At 39.1% G+C, this 4,822-nt stretch carries 3 protein-coding genes; all 3 read right to left on the bottom strand.

What is annotated here, in order from left to right:
- Positions 1-8: 8 nt before the first annotated feature.
- The gene (locus tag AC220I_RS18175) at positions 9-1,166 is read right to left on the bottom strand and encodes an amidohydrolase (RefSeq protein WP_486725287.1); all 1,158 of its coding nucleotides are present in this window, start codon (positions 1,164-1,166) and stop codon (positions 9-11) included.
- 207 nt (positions 1,167-1,373) lie between these two features.
- Entirely contained in the window at positions 1,374-3,659 is a 2,286-nt protein-coding gene (locus AC220I_RS18170; protein WP_486725286.1) for a Tex family protein, read from the bottom strand.
- 2 nt (positions 3,660-3,661) lie between these two features.
- Positions 3,662-4,793 (bottom strand): peptide chain release factor 2 gene (gene prfB / locus AC220I_RS18165; RefSeq protein ID WP_486725285.1). Its coding sequence is split into 2 segments (ribosomal slippage): positions 3,662-4,717 and positions 4,719-4,793, totalling 1,131 coding nucleotides; the frame shifts between segments, so codons are not numbered across the junction.
- Positions 4,794-4,822: the final 29 nt, after the last annotated feature.

The raw sequence follows: 4,822 nt of genomic DNA, 5'->3' as shown, positions 1-4,822 counted from the left end.
TTTTTACACTATCTTTTGTAGACAACTTCACCATTGACGATGGTCATATCCACATGTGACTGCAAATCAAATGGATGACGGTCCCAGATGACGATATCCGCGTCTTTTCCAGCTTCAAGACTACCAACCCTGTCTTGGATCCCTAAAACTTCTGCCGCATTAATACTAATGCATTTAAGCGCTTCCATTTCATCAAGACCCGATCTGTGAGCAAGTGCTGCACACATTGGTAAATATTCAAGTGGAATCACAGGACTGTCTGTCATTATTGCAATCTTACAGCCCGCTTCAACCATTACTCTTGGTGTATCAAAGGTTTTATTGTTGAGCTCAAACTTTGATTTGTTACCAAATGAAGGCCCGATAATTGCAAAGTAACCTTCTTTGGCAAGGTGGTCTGCAATTAAATGACCCTCTGTGCAATGCTCAAGTGTAAGTTTAACACCAAACTCCTTGGCGATTCTAATTGAGGTGAAGATATCATCCGCTCTATGTGCATGTGCCTTGAGTGGTATCTCACCTTTTACAACAGGTCTCATTGCTTCAAGTTTCATATCGTAAGTTGGTAGTTTTGATGCATCCTCTCCAGCCAATTCAATTTTTTGATTGTATTCGATTGCCTTTGCAAGTGTTTCTCTGAGTTTAGCAGCGGTTCCCATTCTGGTTGTCGGCATCATTTTTTTCTCAGCGTAAACGCGTTTAGGATTTTCACCAAAGGCACATTTCATCGCAACACAAGGGTTTATAATCATATCATCTATACGATCCCCATGAAGCTTAACCACAGCAAAAGTACCCCCAATGACATTACCACTTCCAGGGCCAGTTGCGGCAGTTGTCACACCACCTTTAATTGCATTTTCAAAAGCTTCATCTCTCGGATTTAGAGCATCAATCGCTCTAAGATGCGGCGTCACCGGATCCGTCATTTCGTTGCCATCTGCACCTTCAAAACCAATCCCCTCTTCCCACATGCCAATGTGGCAATGTGCATCTATAAAACCTGGAAAAACTTTCTTACCACTTGCATCAATTACAGTTGCATCAAGTGGTGCCACGAGATCCTTGCCGATTTCTTTAATCTTGCCAGCTTCCACAAGAATACTGCCATTTTGGATAACATGACCGTTCATTGTGTAAATTTCAGCATTTTTGATAAATAACATGATTTTCCCCCTTGTGAATGTTGAGTTTTATTTACTTCGCCTTGCTAAATATCTACTCTTATTATATCATTTTTATCTAGAAGAGAAGGAAAATTTTAAACATATATAAATTTTTTTTTGCGTTGGAAACAGAGGCTTAAACCTCATTTAAAAATCGTTTTAGAAGCATTTTAAAAATGATTTCAAAACCATTATTTTTACTTGTAATTATTCTTCTTTGATTTGTTTCATGGTAAGTGAAATTTTTCCTCTATTGTGGTCAACATTTAGAATTTGTACTTTAACGGTATCACCGACAGAAAGTACTTGCATTGGATGTTTGATAAACTTATCGCAGATTTCTGAAATATGGACCAGACCATCCTGTTTAACACCAATATCTACAAAGGCTCCAAAATCAACGACATTTCTAACTGTACCATGGAGTACCATACCTGGTCTTAAATCTTCCATTTTTAAAACATCACTTCTAAAAAGTGGCTTAGGCATGTCTTCACGAGGGTCACGACCCGGTTTTTTAAGTTCGTTTATGATGTCTATAAGTGTTAGCTCTCCAATCTCAAGCTTTTGAGACAATTTCTTGAGGCCGTCACTATATCGCATCATTCTTTCCTTTTGCGGATCAACTGCCTCTTGCTTAAGGGCTTTTAATGCCTCAAATCCATGACCGCGCACCTCACCCTTTAAGACTTTTGTCTTGATTTCTCCAAGATTAACAATTCTATCCTCAATTTCATGAAGACTTCCCTTTTTAAGGTCATCTAGTGTCAATCCGAGTTCATCTAAAAGTAGCATTGTTGTTTTATAGGTTTCTGGATGAACCGCTGTGTTGTCTAGGGGATTTTTACCCTTAGGAATTCTAAGGAAGCCTGCACATTGTTCATAAACCTTATCACCAAGTCTTTTAACCTTAAGAAGTTCTTTTCTTTCATTGAACTTGCCGTTCTCATCACGATAAGCAACGATATTTTTAGCAAGCGTATTGCTAATGCCTGAGATATAGTTTAAGAGTGATGGCGTCGCCGTATTTAAATCAACACCTACGCTGTTTACACAGTCTTCCACGACATTCTTGAGCTGGTCTTCTAATCTCTTTTGGTTGACATCATGCTGATATTGTCCTACCCCAATGCTCTTAGGATCAATTTTAACAAGCTCAGCCAATGGGTCTTGAAGACGTCTGCCAATTGAAATCGCACCTCTGATCGAGACATCTATATCAGGATATTCCTCTGTAGCAAGTTTAGATGCTGAATACACAGAAGCGCCAGCTTCACTCACAATCGCATAGAATACCTCTTCATCAAGCTCATTGATCATATCTGCAACGATTTTTTCAGTCTCTCTAGACGCTGTTCCGTTTCCAATTGGAATAATGTTGAGTTTGTATTTTTTAATCAATTGTTTCATCTTAGCTTTGGCTTCTTCTACCTTATTAACCGGTTCATTTGGGTAAATGGTCGCATAATCAAGCAATTTACCAGTTTCATCTAAAACAGCCAATTTGCAACCCGTCCTGAAACTCGGGTCGATTGCAAGAACTCTCATGTCTTTAACTGGCGGTACCAATAGAAGGGCCTTTGTATTTTTTCCAAAGACCTTAATGGCCTCTTCCTCTGCTTTTTCAGTGAGGATATTTCTGATTTCTCTTTCTATGGAAGGCGAGATCAATCGCTTATAGCCATCCTCAATTGCATTGATCAAATATGGCATTGTGATTGCTTTTTCGTTAGTAACCGTTTCCTTGATAAGGTAGGCCACAATTTGATCATCAGGACTTTGAAGCTTTACCTTAAGCATTTTCTCTTTCTCACCACGATTGATGGCCAAGACTCTGTGATTGGCTATTTTTGAAACCCCTTCTGAGTAATCATAGTACATTTCATAAACTGATTCTTCCTTGTCATTTTGTGCCACAACCGTTAACAAGCCATGATTTAGGTTAAGGTTTCTAATATACTCTCTGTGATCAGGATCATCCGAAATACGCTCTGCAATGATGTCCATAGCCCCTTGTATAGCATCTTCTACACTGTTGACTTCCATCTCTTCATTAACAAACTTCGCAGCTTCCGCCTCAAAATCCCCAACGACAAATTGCTGGTCTAAAATAATGAGTGCAAGTGGCTCAAGCCCTCTTTCCATTGCTTTTGAGGCACGGGTACTCTTCTTTTGCTTATAAGGTCTATATAGGTCCTCTACCTTTTGAAGAACTGTAGCTTTGGTGATGGCCGCCTTCAGCTCATCTGTCATTTTGCCTTGTTCCTCTATGCTGTTAATAACTTCGGCTTTTCTCGTTTCTAAGTTTCTTAAATACTTTAGACGGTCATCAAAATCCCTTAAAACCTCATCACTTATGCCGCCTGTGGCTTCTTTTCTATATCTCGCGATAAAGGGAATCGTATTACCTTCATCTATTAATGATACTGTTGCTTCCACTTGCTTGATGGATAGATTGAGTTCTTTCGCCAATTGATTAATGATTAATTCCATAATTACGCCTCTTCTCCATTTATTTGTGATCCAATTGAATGCCCCTTGAGATAAGTATCAATAAACAAATCCAAATCGCCATCCATTACAGCTTGAATGTTTCCCATTTCAGCCCCTGTACGATGATCCTTTACCATATTGTAAGGGTGGAACACATATGATCTAATTTGACTGCCCCATGTTATTTGAGAATAATCACCTGCTAAATCTTCAATGCGCTCCTTGTTCTCACGTTCCTTAAGTTCAATGAGCTTACCCATCAACATTTTCATCGCCGTTGCTTTATTGGCTGTTTGCGATCTTTCATTTTGACATTGAACAACAACACCAGTTGGCAAATGGGTAATTCGTACTGCTGAATCTGTTGTATTGACATGCTGACCACCCGCACCTGAGGCCCTATATGTGTCAACTTTCAGATCGACAGGATTTATATCGATTTCATAAGTATCATCTATTTCCGGCATGACATCCACAGAAGTGAATGAAGTATGTCTTTTACCAGAAGAGTCAAAAGGTGATATTCTAACGATTCTATGAACACCTTTTTCTGATTTCAAGAATCCATAGGCATTAAGCCCCTCTATCAATAATGTTGCGCTTTTAATACCGGCAACAGTATCATTTTGTAAATCCAAGACCTTTACTGTATAGTTCTTCTTATCCGCATAACGCTTGTACATCCTCAATAGCATTTCAGCCCAATCCATGGCGTCTGTACCACCAGAACCTGCATGAATAGACAATATCGCATTATTGGCATCAAACTCACCAGTCAATAAGGTTTCAAGCGTCATTTTTTCACATAAAGCAGAAAGCGCTATAAAGGTTTGCTCAACTTCGCCTTCCATGCTATCATCATTTTCAGCTATGGCCATTTCACAAAGTAGTTCTAGGTCTTCAATTTGATTAAAAAGTGCTTCAAATTTGTCTATTTTGTTCTTTAAGGCCTTTTGAAGTTTCAATTTGCCCTGTGCCTTTTCTGCATCTGACCAAAAATCTGGCGCAGACATTTCGTACTCCAGTTCTTCAATTCTTAGCTTTACTCTGACTAAGTCAAAGTGACACCTCGAGCTCAGCGGCATCCGCTTTTAGTGTTCGAATCTCTCTTTGGTACTTTTCTAGTAAAATCATGGAACCTCCTATTTGGTATTTAATATGAT

This window comes from Fusibacter sp. (genome assembly GCF_057447755.1).
The sequence above is the reverse complement of the archived record's forward strand: the minus strand, read 5'-3'. Positions and strand labels throughout refer to the sequence as shown.

Bases quoted from the DNA above. Each gene is read 5' to 3' on its own strand.
- AC220I_RS18170 (WP_486725286.1), bottom strand. From the start codon at position 3,659: ATGGAATTAATCATTAATCAATTGGCGAAAGAACTCAATCTATCCATC.
- AC220I_RS18175 (WP_486725287.1), bottom strand. From the start codon at position 1,166: ATGTTATTTATCAAAAATGCTGAAATTTACACAATGAACGGTCATGTT.